The following is a 17,528-nucleotide window of genomic DNA, read 5'->3' on the forward strand; positions in this document are numbered from 1 at the left end:
CCGACCAGGGGCGACGCGACGGCCGAGCCGCACTCGCGGAACCTCGTCGTGACCCAGTTCCGACAGGAAGAAGCCCCGCCGACCGGGTGATCGGTGGCGGGGCTCAGCTGTTCCTACGGGCAGGTCTCCTCGTACTTCACGGCGGTGAACTCGACGGGCTGTCCCTTCAACGCCGTGCCGGGGCGCGGGGACTGCGTGCACACCTGCCAGTTGCTTTCCAGGAACACGATGCGGTCATCGGGCATGGCATCGGTCACCGTGATCGAGGTGCCGGAGTCGAGCGCACCGCGGGCGGTGTTGACGGACTTCCCCACGAAGTTCGGCATGGTGCCGATGGCCTTGGCGGGTGCCTTCTGGTCCGAGGCCGGGCACGACTCCTCGAGTTTGACCGTCCCGAAGTCCAGCTCGGTGTCGAGCGGGATGGTCTTCCCCGCTTTGTGGTTCTGGCTGCAGACCTTCCAGTTCCGGTCGAACGCCTGCAGCCGATCCCGGCCGGCACTGTCGTGGGACGTCAGGGCGTAGAACCCGGCCTTCTGAGCCGCGTCCTGCGCGGACTGGAGCCCCATACCGACGAAGTCCGGGACGGCCTTCCGCTCGGCAGGCTTGTCATCGGACGACGGTTGCTTCGACATGGCGCCGACGGTGGTCGGGGTTGTGGGCTGCCGGCTCGTGGTCGCCGGATCGCAGCCGACGAGAGCAGCAGCCGCGAGGCAGACGAGCACGGCAGCGGCGGCGGTGCGGGTGTTCAAGATGTCCCCCAAGTGCGGTTCATGGAGGGATGACCGTAGCGATGTCGTCTGGGTGCATGGGAGCTGGATGCTCCGGTGGTGACGGAGTTGTGACCGAATCGCGAGGGCCAAAGGGGGTGTGGACTACGACACTTCGTGAAGTGTCGAGAGTCGGCACCTCGCGCCCCCGGAGTGCCATGGCGCGGGGCCGACGGACAGCAGGATCAGGCTGCACGACCCGTCGACGGAGCTGTGGCAGGCCCTCGCCTCCACCTACCGGACCGGCCACGACATCAGCGTGAAGCTCGGCTGCTACGAACTGTCGGCCGTCGCCATCGACCGCATGGACCGGGCGGCACAGCCGGCATCCGATCCGTGCCTGGGTGAGATCCGCCAGTACATGCGGGCCGGGCCTCGGTCCCTTTCCGGGCGGGGAGTACCGAAAGGAGCAGCGGCTCGTCGCCGTCGGCTACGGCATCGTCCGCCCAGCCGGTGTGCAGCCCTGCGTATCGCTCGGGGCTGTGGTCGTACAGCTCGGCCACGCCGGCGAGGCCGCCGCTGTCTGCAAGGTGGGCTGCCGAGTGACTGCGCGTTTCGCAGGCGTTCGCCTGTGAACACGGTCCATCCGACAACAGCCCCGCTACCGGGGCTTCTGTACGGCGAACTCGTTGCCGTCGGGGTCGAGCATCAGCACCCGGCCGCCGTCGCCCTCGCCGATGTCGGTGCACGTCGCGCCGAGCGAGATCAGGCGGTCGACCTCCGCCTGCCGGTCGGCGTGGGCGGGGAGCGCCAGCTCGAAGTACAGCCTGTTCGTTCCCGTCTTCGGCGCCACCGGAGGACCACCCCACGTGATCTTCGTACCGCCGTTCGGCGACTGGATCGCGGTCTCCTGGTCCTGGTCCCAGACCAGCGGCCACCCCAGCGCCTCGCTCCAGAAGTAGCCGACCTCCTGCGTACCGTCGCAGGCCAGCGCTCCGATGAAGCCTGTGTCGGCGAGGAACTTGTTGCCCGCCTCGATGACGCAGAACTCGTTGCCGTCCGGATCGGCGAGCACCACATGTCCATCTTCAGGGAGTTGGCCCACATCGATGTGTTTCCCGCCGAACTCCAGCGCCCTGGTCACCGTCTGCTGCTGATCCTCCGGGGAGCTGCTCGTCAGGTCGAAGTGAGCCCGGTTCTGGCCGATCTTGGGCTCCTGGCTCGGCAGGAAACGGATGCGGAACCCGGCGGCATCAGGGGGCAGGATCGCGACGTCGTCGTCCGAACCGTCGGCCAACTCCCAGCCCAGGACCCCGGACCAGAACTGCGCCAGGCCCGACGGCCGGGTCGCGTTGAAGCAGATCGCGAACAGTTGACTGGTCATACCCGGTGCATCTCCGATCCACTGACGGTCGATACGGCGCCTTGCCCTCCCGGGCCAGCGCAGCCTAGGGGTGACCGTGCGGTACTCGCATCCGAGTTTCCGTCGCGGGAGAGTCCTGTCCCCTGCAAGGGGACGACGGTGCGGAACGGCACCGTCGTCCACGGCACCGGCCGAGCCGGTCCGTCATGCCGGGGTGGCACCCGCCTTCGCGCCGACATCACCCGTTCAGCCCAATGTGACGATCGGTGAGGGGACACGACAGCCCGGAACCACCCCCAGCGTCACTCGCCACCTGGCCGTAGCTGAACGACATGCTCGTGGTCCTCCTGCTGCTCCAGCGCCACTTCGTCGCGGGGACGACGCTGGGGGTCGAGCAACGGGCGGAGTTCCCATAACGGACTCTGATGCTTTGTCACCAACCACTGTGGGAAGTGCTGTTGGACCGCGACTCACTATGATCACCTGCACATGGACGTGAACGCGAAGAACGAGATGATCGCCGTCCCGCCGGGGCCCGTGACGTTGTCGGACCGGCGGACGCAGCGGAGCTGGTCGGTCGAGCTCGCGCCCTACCTGCTGGCTGCGTTCCCGACCACTCAGGCGCAGTACGCACAGGTCACCGGTCGACGGCCGAGCAGTGGGCAGGGCGAACGGTTGCCCGTCGAGGGCGTTTCGTGGTGGGACGCGGTCCGCTTCTGCAACGCCTTGTCCCGGCGTGAGGGGCTGGCCCCCGTCTATCGCCTCCATGCCGACGACGAATGCATCGAGTGGGACACATCTGCCGACGGATACCGGCTACCGACCGAAGCCGAGTGGGAGCACGCGTGTCGTGCCGGTTCGGTCGATGCCCGGTACGGGCGGCTCGACGAGATCGCCTGGTACCGCGGTAACTCGCACGAGCGAATTCATGAGGTGGGCGGCAAGCAGCCCAACGCGTGGGGTCTGTACGACATGCTGGGCAACGTCTGGGAGTGGTGCTGGGACATCTACGACGCCGAGGTCTACGGCACCTATCGGGTGCTGCGTGGCGGTGGGTGGTTCGACGAGCACTGGAGCTGCCGGGCCTCGGTGCGGCGCCGAAGCCACCCGACCTTCCAGGTCGACGACGTGGGATTCCGCATCGCGCGTTCCGTCTTCTCCGAGGTTTGAGAGCGACGTCGCCGGCGACCTGAGCTCCGGCTGCCCGCTGCGCGCGGACCGCCGGGCGGTTCCCGCGGCATCCGACCGGTCCCGCTGACCCGGCGACTCCCACGAGCCGGATCAGTGCCCCCGGTCCGCCGACTGCTGCGGTACGACCACCAGGAACGCGTCCTCCTCCAGGTCCATCACGACCTCGGCCGCCATGCCCTCGACACGGCGTGCTGCCGCGAACTCCTCCGCAGGCCAGCTGCCCCGCGGACCGCCCGCCGGGAACCGCTCCAGTACTGTGCGTCGCACGGTGTACCCCTTTGCCCTCGACGGCTCCAACGACCTCCCGCCGTCGTCGTTACGGCCGGGCGGACGTCCGGATTCGTACAGTGGGACGCCCGTCGGCGGCTTCCGGCGGCCCCGTTCGTGCAACAGGATCGCCACGGTCGGGTTTTCGCGGCAGGGTGTTGCGGGCAAGCCACAGGGGGCTACGGAAGAGGGGGAACCGTGATCGTCTGGGTCAACGGTGCGTTCAGCGCGGGCAAGACGAGCGCCGCGCGCGAACTGATCGAGCTGATCCCGAACAGTACTTTCTACGACCCCGAACTGATCGGCGGGGCGCTGAGGTACCTGCTGCCCCAGAAGAGACTCGCCGAGGTGACCGACTATCAGGATCTGCCGATCTGGCGGCGCATGGTGGTGGACACGGCAGCGGCTCTGCTCGCCGAGTTGCCGGGGGTGCTCGTGGTGCCGATGACGCTGCTGCGGCAGGAGTACCGCGACGAGATATTCGGAGGGCTCGCCTCCAGGCGCATTCCGGTGCACCACGTGCTGCTCTCACCTGAGGAAACGATCCTGCGGCAGCGGATCGCCGGTCGAGATGAGGTACCGGACGACCCGGAAGCGAGCGAACGCGTACGGCAGTGGGCCTACGAGCACATCGAGCCCTACCGGGCGGCTCTCGACTGGATCACCGCGGACGCCCACACCATCGACACCAGCACACTGACCCCGCAGGAGACGGCCGAGCGCATCGCCGAGGCCGTACGCATCGGAGCGGTCGGCGCGTGCGAGATCGTGCAGACGCCCGAGCCCACCGCCGAGACCGTCGCAGCCGGGGTGCTGCTTTTCGACGAACACGACCGGGTCCTGCTCGTCGACCCCACGTACAAGCCGGGCTGGGAGTTCCCCGGGGGCGTGGTGGAGCCGGGCGAGGCACCGGCCCAGGCCGGGATACGGGAAGTGGCCGAGGAGCTAGGGATACGGCTCGACCGGATACCGAAGCTGCTGGTCGTCGACTGGGAGCCACCGAATCCGCCCGGGTACGGGGGACTGCGGCTGCTCTTCGACGGCGGCCTGCTGCACCGCGAGGAAGCGGAACGGCTGCGGCTGCCCGGCTCCGAACTGCGCGGCTGGCGGTTCGTCACCGAGGCGGAGGCGGCGACGATGCTGCCACCCATCCGGTACGAACGGCTTCGCTGGGCACTGCGGGCCCGCGAGCTGTCGACCGTGCTCAACCTGGAAGCCGGAGTCCCGGTCGGCTGACGCCCGCAACACCGCCGCGGAGTGCTCCCGCCGGCGCCGGACCGGCGGGAGCAATGCGGGATCAGGCCCCCTTGGACTCCGCGTAGTTCCGCAGGAAGAGCGCCTCGGCGACCGACAGCCGCTCCAGCTCCTCGGGCGACACGCTCTCGTTCACCGCGTGGATCTGGGCCTCCGGCTCGCTCAGGCCGATCAGCAGGATCTCCGCCTCCGGGTAGAGCGTCGCGAGAGTGTTGCAGAGCGGAATCGAGCCGCCCATGCCGGACGACTGCATCTTCTCGCCGGGGTAGGCGATCTCCATGGCCTGCGCCATCGAGGCGTACGCGGGGCTGGAGATGTCCGCGCGGAACGGCTGGCCCTGGCCCACCTGCTCGACGGCCACCCGCGCACCCCACGGGGCGTGCGCCTTCAGATGGGCGGTCAGCAGCCTTGTCGCCTCGGCGGCGTCCTGGCCCGGCGGCACCCGCAGGCTGACCTGCGCCCGCGCCGTCGCCTGCAGCGACGGCGTCGCGCCGACCACGGGCGGGCAGTCGATGCCGATGACGGTGACGGCGGGCCGGGCCCAGATGCGGTCGGCGACCGTCCCCGTGCCGATCAGCTCCACGCCGTCGAGCACCTTCGCGTCCGTACGGAACTCGGCCTCCGGGTACTGCAGTCCTTCCCAGTCGGCGTCCGTGACGAGCCCGTCGACGGTCGTGGTGCCGTCCTCGGCGCGCAGCGACGCCAGCAGGTGGATCATCGCGGCCAGCGCGTCGGGCGCGGCGCCGCCGAACTGCCCGGAGTGCAGGTTGCCTTCAAGGGTGTCGAGCGTGACGCGGAGCATCGTCATCCCGCGCAGCGTCGCGGTGACCGTCGGCAGACCGACCCGGAAGTTGCCCGTGTCGCCGATGACGATGGTGTCCGCGGCCAGCAGGTCGGGGTGCGCCTCCGCGTACCGCTCCAGACCGCCGGTGCCCTGCTCCTCCGAGCCTTCGGCGATCACCTTGACGGAGACCGGGACGCCGCCGTCGGCCTTGAGCGCGCGCAGGGCGAGGAGGTGCATGATGAAGCCGCCCTTGCAGTCCGCCGCGCCGCGGCCGAACCAGCGGCCGTCGCGTTCCGTCAGCTCGAACGGCGGGGAGAGCCAGGCGGACTCGTCGAGCGGCGGCTGCACGTCGTAGTGCGCGTAGAGCAGCACGGTCGGGGCGCCGGCCGGACCGGGCAGGAAGCCGTAGACCGACTGGGTGCCGTCGGGGGTGTCGAGCAGGGCGACGTCCTGGAAGTCCTCGGCGCGCAGTGCGTCGGCGACCCAGTTGGCGGCCGCCTCGCATTCGCTCTTCGGGAACTGCGCGGGATCCGCCACCGACTGGAAGGCCACCAGCTCGGCCAGCTCCGCCTTGGCGCGGGGCATCAGCGAGGCGACAGTCTCGGAAATCGGATGGGCGGTCATGGGCACGCTCCTCGTGGGTGCGACGTTATGTGTACGAATCCGTCTGCACGAACGCCGTGGATGCGGCGTTGCATGTATGGCGAACGCACGGTCGATCCTCCCACAGCGGGGGACGGCCGCAACGCGCCGTAGGATGCCGTGAGCAGTGTGGGCCACTGGTCGGGATCGGGAGCAGAAGCACATCGTGAGCAGCGAGAACGCAGACGCCGGACGTGAGCCGGAAGAGTCGTCCGTGTGGGACGTCGTCGTAGTCGGCGCCGGGCCGGCCGGAGCCTCCGCGGCATACGCGGCGGCGGTAGCCGGCCGACGGGTATTGCTGCTGGAGAAGGCGGAACTGCCCCGGTACAAGACCTGCGGCGGCGGCATCATCGGATATTCGCGTGATGCGCTGCCACCCGGATTCGAACTGCCGTTGCAGGACCGGATCCACGCGGTGACGTTCTCGCTCAACGGCAGGCTGGCGCGGACGCGCCGTTCCAAGCGGATGCTCTTCGGGCTCATCAACCGGCCCGAGTTCGACGCCGGTCTGGTCGAGGAGGCACAGAAGGCGGGCGCCGAACTCCGGACCGGAGTGACGGTGACACGGGTCGAGCAGCACGGCGCCGCGGTCCCGGACCGGCGCACGGTCGCCGTGGTGCTGTCCGGCGGCGAGACCGTCCTCGCCCGTGCGGTCGTCGGCGCCGACGGCAGCGCGGGACGCATAGGGGCCCATGTCGGGGTGAAGCTCGACCAGGTGGACCTCGGCCTGGAGTCGGAGATCCCGGTCCCGGCGACGGTCGCGGAGGACTGGGCGGGGCGGGTGCTGATCGACTGGGGCCCGATGCCCGGTAGTTACGGCTGGGTGTTCCCGAAGGGCGACACCCTGACCGTCGGTGTGATCTCGGCGCGCGGCGATGGCGCGGGGACCAAGCGGTATCTCGAGGACTTCATCGCCCGGCTCGGCCTCGCCGGTTTCGAGCCGAAGATTTCCTCCGGTCATCTCACGCGCTGCCGCAGCGACGATTCGCCGCTGTCGCGCGGGCGGGTGCTCGTCTGCGGCGACGCGGCCGGCCTGCTGGAGCCGTGGACCCGTGAAGGCATCTCGTTCGCGTTGCGTTCGGGGCGGCTCGCCGGTGAGTGGGCGGTCCGGATCGCGGAGTCGCACGACGCGGTGGACGCCCGCCGCCAGGCGCTCAACTACGCGTTCGCCATCAAGGCCGGACTCGGCGTCGAGATGGGTGTCGGCAGGCGCATGCTGAAGCTCTTCGAGCGCCGCCCGGGCATACTGCACGCGGTGCTGACCGGATTCCGCCCGGCCTGGAAGGCGTTCGCCGGGATCACCCGCGGGACCACTTCGCTGGCCGAGCTGGTCCGTACGCATCCGCTGGCGCAGCGCGCCCTGTCGGCGATGGACCGCTAGGGCCTCCCGTTCGGATCATGCTGGGCTCACGGGGGCCGGCACGCGGATCTGCCGCGTTGTCGTGGGTCTTCCCCGAGCTCTCGGCTTCGATCGAGCAGGGGAGACCCCCTGCGCTCCGCGTGGGCCCCTTCGTCCGCCTTGCAGCCGCACGCACCACGGTGACATCAGCCGCTGCGCGGCGGGCCGCTCCCTGAGCCGGCCTGATCCGGACGAAGGACCCTGGACGGACGTGGGGAAGGGTCCGCACCGACGGGCCGACGGGCCGATGGGCAGGCGGAGTCCGGAGGAGCCGGAAGGTTCGAAAAGGCGGACCGGCAGGCAAGCGGCGGCCGGGACGAGCTGGAAGGCCCTCAGCGGCAGGGGTGACGTAGGGCGTGACCGGCCCGGTCCGGGCCGGATGCGGGTACTCCGGTCCGTCAGGCCTCGATCGTGACCCGGAAGATCGGGTGGTCGGGGGCGATGCGGCGCAGCTCCTCGACGGACGAGTCCGGGCCGACGCCGCCGAAGAAGACGCCGACCTCCGCCTTCCACCGCTTGAGGTACGCCCGCAGCAGCTCGGGCTTCTCGTCGTCTGGAACCTCGGTGGCGGTGAAGACGTCGACCTTCTTGCCCAGGTGGAGCTCGCCGCCGCCGGCCGCGCGCATGTTGTGCGTCCACTGGACGTGGCCACGGGGCGCCACGAGGTACCGCCGGCCTTCCACGGTCAGGAGGTTGACCGGGGTACGGCGCCACTCGCCGCTCTTGCGGCCGCGGACGGCCAGGACCCGCGAGCCCCAGACGCTGATGCCGCGCCGGGTGATCCAGGCGATGGTGCGGTTGAGGACGTTGACGGTGAACCAACCGGGCTTCTGAACGTGCACGGACATCGAGATTCCCCTTCGGAAAGTGTGAGCACTGCTCTCGCTTGAGATCAGTGTGCACGTGCTTGGTGCTCAAAAGCAAGAGCACTGCTCTCGTTATTGGTCGGTGCTCCGGGTTCATGGCAGACTGATCGCCATGAGCACCATCCGAGGAGCCAGGGAACGGGCCCGTATCGAAGTCACCGCCGCCATCAAGGACGAGGCGAGGAAGCAACTCGCGGCCGACGGCGCCGCAAGACTTTCCCTGCGCGCCGTCGCCCGTGAACTGGGCATGGTCTCGTCCGCGCTCTACCGCTACTTCCCCAGCCGCGACGAACTGCTCACGGCCTTGATCGTGGATGCGTACGACGCCGTGGGCGAGGCCGCCGAAGCCGCCGACCGGGCATCCTGCGCAGGACCTTCCGCCTCCGCCCGCCCCCTCGCCAGGTGGATCGCGGTCGCCTGCGCGGTACGCGACTGGGCCCTCGCCCACCCCCATGAGTACGGTCTGATCTACGGTTCGCCGGTGCCCGGTTACACCGCGCCCCAGGCGACCGTCGGCCCCGCCTCCCGCGTCGGCTTCGTCCTCATCGCGATCGTCGGCGACGCCCATCGCACGGACGGCCTCGCGCTGCCGCCGCTCGCCGCCGAGCTGCGTGGCGAGGCCGCACGGATGGCCGCCGACTTCGCCCCCGACCTCCCACCGGCGGTGGTCCCCCCGCTCGTGGCCGCGTGGTCGCAGCTCTTCGGACTGATCTCCTTCGAGATCTTCGGGCAGTTCAACCGGCTCGTCGAGGAGCGGGAGGCCTTTTTCCGGCAGGCCGTGGGCGAACTGGCGCGTCACGTCGGACTGCTCGGTGAGCGGGGCGGTCGCAAGACGGGCACCGGCGCCTGAGCCGGCCGCGGCCCCTTGCCCCGCCCTGCTCGCAAACCGTGCCGACCGTGTACTCCGCTGGGAGTACGCGTGATCGCCACGCCCGGCTGACGCCGCTGGCGTGGCCCGCCGTCTAGCGTTGCCGGTATGGAAGAGCAGCACTCACACGGAAGCGGCGGTCCCCCTCGGGTGCAGGGCGGACCGCCGCGGCGGCGGTCCTGGACGCACGCGGGCCCCGGCGGACCGTGGGAGCACGACGGGCCGCCGCGCTGGCTGACAGCGAGGAGCGCGAGGTCCGCCGCCCGTCTGCCGTGGCCGTCCACCCTCCTGCTCGGTGCGATCGTCATGATCGGCTCGTCCGTCGCGGCCCGGGGCCAGCTCGGCGAGCGCGCCCCCTTGGACCTCTTCGCCCGGGCGTTGCTCTTCGTCGCCGTCGCCGTACTGCTGCTTCGCCGCCGCCACCCCGTCCTCGCGGTGTTCGTCTCCGCGGCGGCGGCCATGATCTATCTCGGGGCCGGCTATCCGTACGGTCCGGTCTTCCTGGCCGTCGCCGTCGGATGCTTCAGCGCCGTTGTCGCGGGGCACCGTCGGGCTGCCTGGTCAGCAGTGGGGATGGTGTGGCTGGGGCATCTGCTGGTGGCTCACTGGCTCTACCGCTGGCTGCCGCCGAGCGGCGACTCGGCCGCGCCATGGGGGCAGGAACTGGGCATCGCCGCCTGGGTGGTGGCGATCGTGGCGGCAGCGGAATTCGTGCGTGTACGCCGTGAGCAGTGGGCAGCGCAGCGGGCCGAACGGGATGCCGCGGAGAAACGGCGGGCCGACGAGGAGCGTCTGCGCATGGCCAGGGAGCTCCATGACGTGCTCGCCCACAGCATCTCCGTCATCAATGTCCAGGCGGGCGTCGGACTCGCGCTGCTCGACTCCGACCCCGAGCAGGCGCGCACGGCGCTCACCACGATCAAGGCAGCCAGCAAGGAAGCGCTCGGCGAGGTCCGTCAGGTCCTCGACACGCTCCGCACCCCCGGCGACGCGCCCAGGGCCCCGGCCCCCGGCCTCGAACGGCTGCCCGAGCTGGTCGATCAGGCGGCGAGTGCCGGACTGACCGTCACGGTGAAGACCGACGGCGTACGGAACGCCGTCCCGCCCGGTGCGGATCTTGCGGCCTTCCGGATCGTGCAGGAGGCGCTGACGAACGTGGTACGGCATTCGGGCTCGCGCAGCTCGCGGGTCCGGGTCGGTTACGGGGCCGACCGCATCCGGCTCCGCATCGACGACGACGGACCCGCCACCGGCAGCGACGCCGGGGGCAGCGGCAACGGGCTGGCCGGTATGCGGGAGCGGGCCGCCGCGCTGGGCGGCACGATCGAAGCGGGCCCCCGGCCCGACGGCGGCTTCCGGGTGCGGGCCGAACTTCCGCTGCGCCCGGCGCCACCGGAGCGCACCTTCGTGGACGCGACGGGGGATCCCGGGCAGGACTCGACACGGAACGCGGCAGGGGATCCCGGGCAGGACTCGACACGGAACGCGACGGGGGACACTGTGCAGGACACGACGGAGGAGACACCGTGATCCGCGTACTGCTCGCCGATGACCAACTGTTGGTCCGGGCCGGTTTCCGCGCACTGCTGGACGCCCAGCCGGACATCGAGGTGGCGGGGGAGGCCGCCGACGGCGAGGAGGCCGTACGTCTGGTGCGCGAACTGCGACCGGACACCGTGCTGATGGACATCCGGATGCCGCATCTCGACGGCCTCGCCGCCACCCGCACGATCACCGGGGATCCGGATCTCGACGACGTCAAGGTGGTCATGCTCACCACCTTCGAGCTCGACGAGTACGTCTTCGAGGCGATCCGCTCCGGCGCCTCCGGTTTCCTGGTCAAGGACACCGAACCCGAGGAACTGCTGCGGGCGGTACGGGCAGTGGTGGGCGGCGACGCGCTGCTCTCGCCCGGAGTGACCCGACGGCTGATCGCCGAGTTCGCGGCCCGCTCCAAGGAGCCTGCGGCCGCGACGGGACTGAGCGAACTCACCGAACGGGAAAGGGAAGTGATGACGCTGGTCGGCATCGGCCTCTCCAACGAGGAGATCGCCCGCCGACTCGTGGTCAGCCCGCTCACCGCAAAGACCCACGTCAGCCGCACCATGGTCAAGCTCGGTGCCCGCGACCGGGCCCAACTCGTGGTGCTCGCCTATGAGTCGGGACTCGTACGCCCCGGTTGGCTCGGCTGAGACGGAGTCTGCGGTCGGTGCGTGACGGCCGGACCCCGCCTGCCCCGGCGGGGAAAGCCCCACAGCACATCGACGAGGCGGGCGACGAAGACGACCGCTGCGACGACGGCTCCGATCCGGACCAGCACATGTTCGGCCGTACGGGGCAGATCGAGGAACACGGTGGTCATGGTGACCGCGACGAACGCGACCGCGGCCAGAAAGACCGCGCTCACCAGGGCGAAACCGATCTCGACGGTCATGGCGTCCCGGTCTTCCTGACTTCGGCGTCCCATGTCCGAAGTGTCACAGGGGCGGTGGGCGACGGACAAGGATGCCTCGCCGTCCACCGCCCCGTTCCCCCTCGCCGGTCAGCCATGGGGGGGAGTGCCGGGTCGGTCAGTCCCGGACCGCCACCTTCTGCGCGGCCGACTGCTGGGCGTCCGCTGCCTCGGCGGCGGCCCGGTCGCCCTCGGACGACGCGACCGGCACGGAGTGCTGCACGGGCCTGCGGCGACGCAGCCCGGTCAGCGTGATCAGCAGCCCGGCGAACGCGATCGCCGTCACCACCACGAGGCCCGGCCGGTAGCTGTCGAGGACCGCCTGCGAGGAGCCGTCGCCGCTGCCGTGCGCCGTGATCACCGCTGTCACGACGGCCAGGAAGATCGCCCCGCCGACCTGGATCGAGGTGTTCAGCAGACCCGACACCATGCCCTGCTCGTCGTCGTCGACCCCGTTGGTGGCCTGGATGTTGAGCGACGGGAAGGTCAGTGCGCAGGCCGCGCCCAGCAGCAGCATCGAGGGCAGGATGACCGCCGCGTACGACGGGGTGAGGGTGATCCGCAGGAAGAGCCCGTAGCCGACGACAAGGAAGGTGAAGCCGGCCGCGATCACACGCGGCGTCCCGAACCGGTCGACCACATCGCCGATCTTCGTCGAGGACAGCGCGACCAGCACCCCCGCGGGCAGGAAGGCCAGCGCGGTCTGCAGGGCCGACCAGCCGAGCAGCGACTGCATGTACTGGGTGACCAGGAACTGGAAACCGACGTAGCTGCCGAAGAACGCGGCGGCGCCCAGCTGCGCCCTGACCTGGCTGCCGGAGCGCAGCACACCGAGCCGGATCAGCGGGTTCGCGGTGCGTCGCTCGATGGTGACGAAGACGGTCAGCAGTGCGATTGTGATGTTCGAGAGCCTGGCCGGTGCGGTGAACGCGGCGCTCAGCCCCTTGATGAAGCCCCCTGGGCGATCAGCGGCGGCCCGGAGCCGACGAATGCCGAGCGCGATCAGGAAGACCTGGCGCCTGCCGAGCAGATCGGCCGCGCGGCCGCCGAGGAGCAGTAGTCCGCCGTAGCCGAGGATGTACCCGCTGACGATCCAAGGTCGTCGGCGATGGACGGCAGGGCGACGCCGACCATGGAGACGTCCAGCGCGTCGAGGAACATCGCGGCGCAGAGCACGAGCAGGGTGCCCCATAGACGCGGGCTCCAATGCGCATGGGAATCGGAGACGTTGAGCGGAGAGGTCATGGCCACGAAGGTACATGCACATGCATTGAATGCAAGTGCATTTAATTCCGACGCAACAAACGGCTCCATCTCTGCTAACGTGCGGTCATGGCAGCGAACAAGCCCGAACGAGTGCTCGTCGAGGAGTGGCGGGACATGCTCGCGCTGCATGCCAGGACGTTGTGCGAGCTCGATCGTGAGCTGCACCGGCACGGCCTCGGCGCCAGCGACTTCGAGGTGCTCGACGTCCTCGCGGAGGGCGCGTCGGAGGACGGCGGCGCCGCCTATCGCGTACAGGAGCTGGCCTCCCGTGTCCATCTCAGTCAGAGTGCGCTGTCACGCCTGGTCGCACGGCTGGAGAAGGACGACCTCGTGTGTCGCGGGATGTGCAGCGAGGACCGGCGCGGAGTCCGGGTCGAGCTGACGGCGAAGGGCCGGGCGCGTCATGCCGAGGTCAAGCCGCTGCAGCGGTCGGTGCTCGCCCGGATGCTGGACGGCGCGACCGGCTGAGTGCGGAACCGGCCGCCGCAGGGACCCTCGTTCCCGTACGTCTGTCAGGACCAGGTGACTCCGGAGTTCTCGCACCACAGGCGGGCCAGTCCCCGGTCGCCCGTCACCGTGACCGCGGTGAGCGGCAGCCTGTTCCACAGCGTCAGATAGAGACCCTCGGCCGTCCCGCTCAATTCGCAGTCGACGGACCCCGCCCGGTGTGCGTCGGCATCCGATTCGCGTACGGCCTGCGGAGGCTCCGACGAGACCCGTACGGTCCAGGCGTCGCCCGTGTCCGTGGCGCGTACCCGCAGCATGCGTGGTGTGTCGGTGCGCACTCTGCTCTTCGGGCGGGCGTGGAACCCGAGCAGCAGCTCGTCGATCCCGTCCAGCGCCTGGCCGGCCGCCACGCCCGAGAGCGGGCCGCCGCGCGCGGACTCGGCGTCCACCCGGTGGATCGTCGTCTCGTGGGCCTGCCGCCGTGCCCAGAAAGCCAGTGGGGAGGGCGCGGGCAGAAAGGTCCAGCACTCCAGGTCGGCCGAGGCGCTCTCCAGCGCGTTCACCAGCAGACGGTGCCCCTCGCGGAACCAGTCGAGCAACTCCCCGCTGTCGAGATCGGGTTCGCCGCCGTCGGGATGGTACGAGGTGTGCCCCTCTGAGACGTACGCGGTCGCCCAGCGGTGCACCATGCCGGTGTGCCGGAGCAGATTGCGCACCTGCCAGCCGGGGCATGTCGGCACCGAAGCGCCGGGCCCGGCCTGCTCCGCCGCGGCGGCCAGCAAGTGTCCTGCTTCCGTGAGGGACTTGACGTGGTCCGTGGTCTCCATGGCGGAGATTCTGCCAGTGGCTCAGACGCCCTGGGGATGCGCGGTACGGGATCGTCCCCCGCCGCGCACCAGCTGTACGAACCAGCCGAGGGCGAGCGCCTGCACGAGGACGGAGACCACGAGGGCGAGATATATGAACCAGGCCGGTCCGGCCGCGTCCGCTCCCCACAGCTCGCCGCCGACGAGGAACACGAACACCGTGGGCGCCGCGAGCAGGAACAGCCAGACGCCGGCGAACGAGGCGTCCTCGTGCGGGACGAACAGCGTGTCCACGGCGACGAACACCGCCGCCGCCAGCACCACCCCGAGGTAGATCAGCGAGGCGGCATTGCCGAAGGTCAGCCGTGCGAGCGTGCGAAGGTGCTGCTTGTTCATGACCGGCTTGTTCATGGCCTGCTCCCCGTGGATGGTCGATGCCTCCATCGTGCGGCCGGGGAGCCGGTCCTGCCTGAGTACGCCTACTCAATCGGGCAGATGTGCGTGCCATGGAGGCCTGCTGCCCCTGCGACGATCAGGCGCGGGCCGTCGCATGCCGTGCCGTGTACCCCAGCGCCGCCGCAGCACCGGCGAGCACCGCCACCGTCGTGAGGGCCAGCGGCAGCGAGAACCAGTCGGCCAGGAATCCGATCGCGGGCGGCCCGAGCAGCATCCCGCCGTAGCCGATCGTCGACGCGACGGCCACTCCGCTCGGGCCGGCCAGCTCGCCGGCCCGGCCGACCGCGACGGGGAAGATGTTGGCCAGGCCGAGTCCGGCGACGGCGAAGCCGAGAAGGGCGAGCCAGGTGGTCGGTGCCAGCGATCCGAGGAGCATTCCGGCCGCGCCCGTCGCACCGCCCGCGACGAGGGTGCGGGTCTGGCCGAGCCGTTCGAGCAGGGCGGTGCCGGTGAGCCTGCCGGCGGTCATGGCCAGGGCGAACAGCGAGTATCCGGCGGCGGCGACGCCCGGACGCGCGTGCAGGTCCTGAGTCAGATGGAGTGCGCTCCAGTCGGCCAGGGCCCCTTCTCCGTACGCGGTGCAGAGCGCGATCACACCGAACAGCAGGACCAGGTTACGGGCCCGCCCCGCCATCCGCCGTGGCGGTTCGGCAGGGTCCGCGGCGGTCGCCGGCCGGGGGGCCGGGTGCCGCAGCAGGGTCGGTCCGGCGGCGGCGGTGACCAGTAGTCCGACCCCGGTGAGGATGAAGAGATGGGTGGCGGGGGAGAGGCCACCGGCGACCAGTCCGCCGAGCCCGGCGCCGAGCATGCCGCCGAGGCTGAACGCGGCATGGAAGCTCGGCATCACCGGGCGACGCAGGCCGGCGACCAGATCGACCGCGGCGCTGTTCATCGCGACGTTCATCGCGCCGTACGCGGCGCCGAAGACCAGCAGGACCAGACCGAGCGCGAGGACCGAATGCGTCTGCGCGGGCAGGGCGATGGCGAGCGAGAGAAGTGCTCCGCACACCACCGTCAGGGGGTGGTTGCCGAACCGCCTGCACAGCCTTCCGGCGAGCATCATGGTGATGACGGCTCCGGCGGAGACCCCGAGCAGGGCGAGGCCGAGGGCGGATGCGGAGGCGCCGGTCTGGTGCTTGATGGCCGGGATGCGGACCACCCAGCCGGCGAAGAGGAAACCGTCGAGGGCGAAGAACACGGTCAGCGCGGTACGGAGGCGGGCCGACGAGGGTGGGGCGGTGTCTCCGCCTGGTCCCCCCGGTAGGGCCGTCCGCAGTTTGTTTAGTTGCGGCACAAAAGAAGCATAGGGGCCCGTGGACAAGGGATGCAAGACGGCGGACGGCCAGGGCCGACACGGTCGGAAGCTGCGATCAAGGTGACCGGGAGGAGGGATGACAGCGACGGTGAGGGGCGATCGCGGTGACCAGGAGGGGTGGCCGCCGCGGACCGGAACGGCGTCCGCCGTGGCGGCACATGGGCAGGAGCGCCCGACCGGAGCGTCGGCAGTCGCTCCGGATCATGGGAGACTCGCCCCCATGAACGGCAAGGCGACCACCACCCGGACGAAGTTGGAGAGGGGCCGGAGCGCGCTCGGGCCCGCCCTGGAACTGGTCCACACAGGACGCGCGCCCACCCGCGCCGTGCTCACCTCCGAGCTCGGCGTCACCCGCGCGACCGCCGGTGCGGTGGCCGCGGAGCTGGAGGCGCTCGGTCTCATCCGCGTCGACTCCAGCCCCGGTTCCGCGGCAGGCTCGCAGGGCCGCCCGTCGCACCGGCTGGCCATCCGCGAGTCCGGGCCGGTCGCCATCGCCGCGCAGGTGCATGCCGACGGGTTCCGTGCGGCGCTGGTGGGGCTGGGCGGCCGGCTCGTCGCCACGGATCCCGGCTGCGTCACCGTCACGTCGGACCCGGCCCAGGTCGTGGGCGAAGTCGTCGACGCATGCGCCCGCTTGCTGCGTGACAGCGGGCTGCGCTGCGTCGGTGCGGGCCTCGCCGTCCCCTCCGCCGTGGCCGAACCGGAGGGCACCGCTCTCAACCCGCTGCACATCGCCTGGCCGGCCGGTTCCCAGGTCCGTGAGATCTTCGCCACGTGTGTACGTGAAGCCGGCATCCCCGGCCCCGCGTTCACCGGAAACGATGTCAACCTCGCCGCACTCGCCGAGCACCGGCACGGCGCCGGCCGCGGAGCCCAGCATCTGCTCTGTGTGGCCACGGGCCACCGCGGCGTCGGAGGCGCCCTCGTCCTCGACGGCCGCCTGCACACCGGCAGTTCGGGGCTGGCCCTAGAGGTCGGTCATCTCACCGTGAACCCCGAGGGGCGTCCGTGCCACTGCGGCGGCCGCGGCTGCCTCGACGTCGAGACCGACCCGCTGGCCTTCCTCGTCGCCGCCCGCCGCGAACCGGGCCCCGAGGAGTCACTGCTCAAGCAGGCGAGCGACCTGCTGCGCACGGAGTACGAGGACGCGGCGGTCCGGGCCGCGTCCGACGAACTGATCGACCGGCTCGGCCTCGGACTGGCCGGACTCGTCAACATCCTCAACCCGGACCGGATCATCCTCGGCGGACTGCACCGCGCACTGCTCGACGCCGACCCGGAGCGACTGCGCGCCGTCGTCGCCGATCGCAGCCTGTGGGGGCGCAGCGGCAGTGTGCCGATCCTGCCGTGCACCCTCGATCACAACAGCCTGGTCGGCGCGGCCGAACTGGCCTGGCAGCCGGTTCTCGACGACCCGCTGGCCGCACTGGTCTGAACCGGCGGCC

At 70.6% G+C, this 17,528-nt stretch carries 17 protein-coding genes and 1 pseudogene; 8 read left to right on the plus strand and 10 right to left on the minus strand.

Translation table 11 applies throughout. The features are described from left to right. Window positions 1–113 precede the first annotated feature (113 nt). Both OG963_RS38320 and OG963_RS38325 read right to left on the minus strand, forming a co-directional pair. Entirely contained in the window at window positions 114–761 is a 648-nt protein-coding gene (locus OG963_RS38320) for a PASTA domain-containing protein (RefSeq protein WP_256223540.1), read from the minus strand. Window positions 762–1,368: 607 nt separating this feature from the next. Next, on the minus strand, window positions 1,369–2,091 hold the full coding sequence (locus OG963_RS38325; RefSeq protein ID WP_371799924.1) for a VOC family protein: 723 nt from the start codon (window positions 2,089–2,091) through the stop codon (window positions 1,369–1,371). A 468-nt stretch (window positions 2,092–2,559) separates the two neighbouring features. Between OG963_RS38325 and OG963_RS38330 the strand changes: the two genes are divergently transcribed. Then, the gene (locus OG963_RS38330; protein WP_093778818.1) at window positions 2,560–3,240 is read left to right on the plus strand and encodes an SUMF1/EgtB/PvdO family nonheme iron enzyme; all 681 of its coding nucleotides are present in this window, start codon (window positions 2,560–2,562) and stop codon (window positions 3,238–3,240) included. 111 nt (window positions 3,241–3,351) lie between these two features. Here the strand turns inward: OG963_RS38330 and OG963_RS38335 are convergent, their stop codons facing one another. After that, window positions 3,352–3,528: a hypothetical protein gene (locus OG963_RS38335; RefSeq protein ID WP_107063570.1), complete on the minus strand. Its 177-nt coding sequence runs from the start codon at window positions 3,526–3,528 to the stop codon at window positions 3,352–3,354. Window positions 3,529–3,726: 198 nt separating this feature from the next. Here OG963_RS38335 and OG963_RS38340 point away from each other — a divergent pair, with 198 nt between their 5' ends. Then, on the plus strand, window positions 3,727–4,764 hold the full coding sequence (locus OG963_RS38340) for an NUDIX domain-containing protein (RefSeq protein ID WP_093929795.1): 1,038 nt from the start codon (window positions 3,727–3,729) through the stop codon (window positions 4,762–4,764). Between the two features lie 61 nt (window positions 4,765–4,825). On the opposite strand, the gene OG963_RS38345 is transcribed toward OG963_RS38340, so the two are convergent. Then, window positions 4,826–6,190 (minus strand): dipeptidase, encoded by a 1,365-nt coding sequence (locus OG963_RS38345; protein WP_371799925.1) that lies wholly within the window; start codon window positions 6,188–6,190, stop codon window positions 4,826–4,828. Between the two features lie 184 nt (window positions 6,191–6,374). Between OG963_RS38345 and OG963_RS38350 the strand changes: the two genes are divergently transcribed. After that, a complete protein-coding gene (locus OG963_RS38350; RefSeq protein WP_371799926.1) occupies window positions 6,375–7,589 on the plus strand; it encodes a geranylgeranyl reductase family protein in 1,215 nt (404 codons plus the stop codon). A gap of 416 nt (window positions 7,590–8,005) precedes the next feature. On the opposite strand, the gene OG963_RS38355 is transcribed toward OG963_RS38350, so the two are convergent. After that, window positions 8,006–8,455 (minus strand): nitroreductase family deazaflavin-dependent oxidoreductase, encoded by a 450-nt coding sequence (locus OG963_RS38355; RefSeq protein WP_093778822.1) that lies wholly within the window; start codon window positions 8,453–8,455, stop codon window positions 8,006–8,008. A gap of 130 nt (window positions 8,456–8,585) precedes the next feature. Here OG963_RS38355 and OG963_RS38360 point away from each other — a divergent pair, with 130 nt between their 5' ends. The 3 genes from OG963_RS38360 to OG963_RS38370 all read left to right on the plus strand — a co-directional run bounded on the left by OG963_RS38360 (window position 8,586) and on the right by OG963_RS38370 (window position 11,533). Next, window positions 8,586–9,323, plus strand: a complete 738-nt coding sequence (locus tag OG963_RS38360; protein WP_093778824.1) for a TetR/AcrR family transcriptional regulator — start codon at window positions 8,586–8,588, stop codon at window positions 9,321–9,323. Between the two features lie 126 nt (window positions 9,324–9,449). Beyond that, window positions 9,450–10,871, plus strand: a complete 1,422-nt coding sequence (locus tag OG963_RS38365; protein ID WP_371799927.1) for a sensor histidine kinase — start codon at window positions 9,450–9,452, stop codon at window positions 10,869–10,871. Next, window positions 10,868–11,533, plus strand: a complete 666-nt coding sequence (locus OG963_RS38370; RefSeq protein WP_030920908.1) for a response regulator transcription factor — start codon at window positions 10,868–10,870, stop codon at window positions 11,531–11,533. Before OG963_RS38365 ends, OG963_RS38370 begins: the two co-directional genes overlap by 4 nt. On the opposite strand, the gene OG963_RS38375 is transcribed toward OG963_RS38370, so the two are convergent. Together OG963_RS38375 and OG963_RS38380 are read right to left on the minus strand one after the other, a co-directional pair. After that, complete coding sequence (locus OG963_RS38375; RefSeq protein WP_093778886.1) at window positions 11,494–11,808, minus strand: DUF6332 family protein; 315 nt, start codon at window positions 11,806–11,808, stop codon at window positions 11,494–11,496. The genes OG963_RS38370 and OG963_RS38375 overlap by 40 nt on opposite strands. A gap of 103 nt (window positions 11,809–11,911) precedes the next feature. Then, a pseudogene (locus OG963_RS38380) lies at window positions 11,912–13,038 on the minus strand (MFS transporter). An 87-nt stretch (window positions 13,039–13,125) separates the two neighbouring features. Here OG963_RS38380 and OG963_RS38385 point away from each other — a divergent pair. Next, complete coding sequence (locus tag OG963_RS38385; protein WP_093778828.1) at window positions 13,126–13,527, plus strand: MarR family winged helix-turn-helix transcriptional regulator; 402 nt, start codon at window positions 13,126–13,128, stop codon at window positions 13,525–13,527. 44 nt (window positions 13,528–13,571) lie between these two features. Here the strand turns inward: OG963_RS38385 and OG963_RS38390 are convergent, their stop codons facing one another. The 3 genes from OG963_RS38390 to OG963_RS38400 all read right to left on the minus strand — a co-directional run bounded on the left by OG963_RS38390 (window position 13,572) and on the right by OG963_RS38400 (window position 16,062). Next, entirely contained in the window at window positions 13,572–14,333 is a 762-nt protein-coding gene (locus OG963_RS38390) for a maleylpyruvate isomerase family mycothiol-dependent enzyme (RefSeq protein WP_093778830.1), read from the minus strand. Window positions 14,334–14,354: 21 nt separating this feature from the next. After that, entirely contained in the window at window positions 14,355–14,723 is a 369-nt protein-coding gene (locus tag OG963_RS38395; protein WP_093778888.1) for an SCO4225 family membrane protein, read from the minus strand. A 121-nt stretch (window positions 14,724–14,844) separates the two neighbouring features. Next, window positions 14,845–16,062 carry an MFS transporter gene (locus tag OG963_RS38400; RefSeq protein ID WP_093778832.1) on the minus strand — a complete coding sequence of 406 codons (1,218 nt, stop codon included), beginning with the start codon at window positions 16,060–16,062 and terminating at the stop codon, window positions 14,845–14,847. Window positions 16,063–16,303: 241 nt separating this feature from the next. Between OG963_RS38400 and OG963_RS38405 the strand changes: the two genes are divergently transcribed. Next, window positions 16,304–17,518: an ROK family protein gene (locus tag OG963_RS38405; protein ID WP_093778834.1), complete on the plus strand. Its 1,215-nt coding sequence runs from the start codon at window positions 16,304–16,306 to the stop codon at window positions 17,516–17,518. Window positions 17,519–17,528 lie beyond the last annotated feature (10 nt).

This window comes from Streptomyces sp. NBC_01707, assembly GCF_041438805.1.
Classification (GTDB): Bacteria; Actinomycetota; Actinomycetes; order Streptomycetales; family Streptomycetaceae; genus Streptomyces.